Below are 213 nucleotides of genomic sequence, written 5' to 3'. Positions count from 1 at the left end.
AAAAAACTTTTAATTGAAGAGTTTGATCATGGCTCAGATTGAACGCTGGCGGCAGGCCTAACACATGCAAGTCGAGCGGTAACAGAGGGTAGCTTGCTACTTTGCTGACGAGCGGCGGACGGGTGAGTAATGCTTGGGAATATGCCTTTTGGTGGGGGACAACAGTTGGAAACGACTGCTAATACCGCATAATGTCTACGGACCAAAGTGGGG

General features: G+C 49.3%; 1 rRNA gene. It reads left to right on the top strand.

Annotation, left to right across the window (positions count from 1 at the left end):
- Window positions 1-10 precede the first annotated feature (10 nt).
- Window positions 11-213, top strand: a 16S ribosomal RNA gene (locus tag H5158_RS23100); the annotation flags it as partial.

The sequence above is a fragment of the Pseudoalteromonas sp. SR45-6 genome (assembly GCF_014163545.1).
GTDB lineage: Bacteria > Pseudomonadota > Gammaproteobacteria > Enterobacterales > Alteromonadaceae > Pseudoalteromonas > Pseudoalteromonas rhizosphaerae.
The sequence above is the reverse complement of the archived record's forward strand: the minus strand, read 5'-3'. Positions and strand labels throughout refer to the sequence as shown.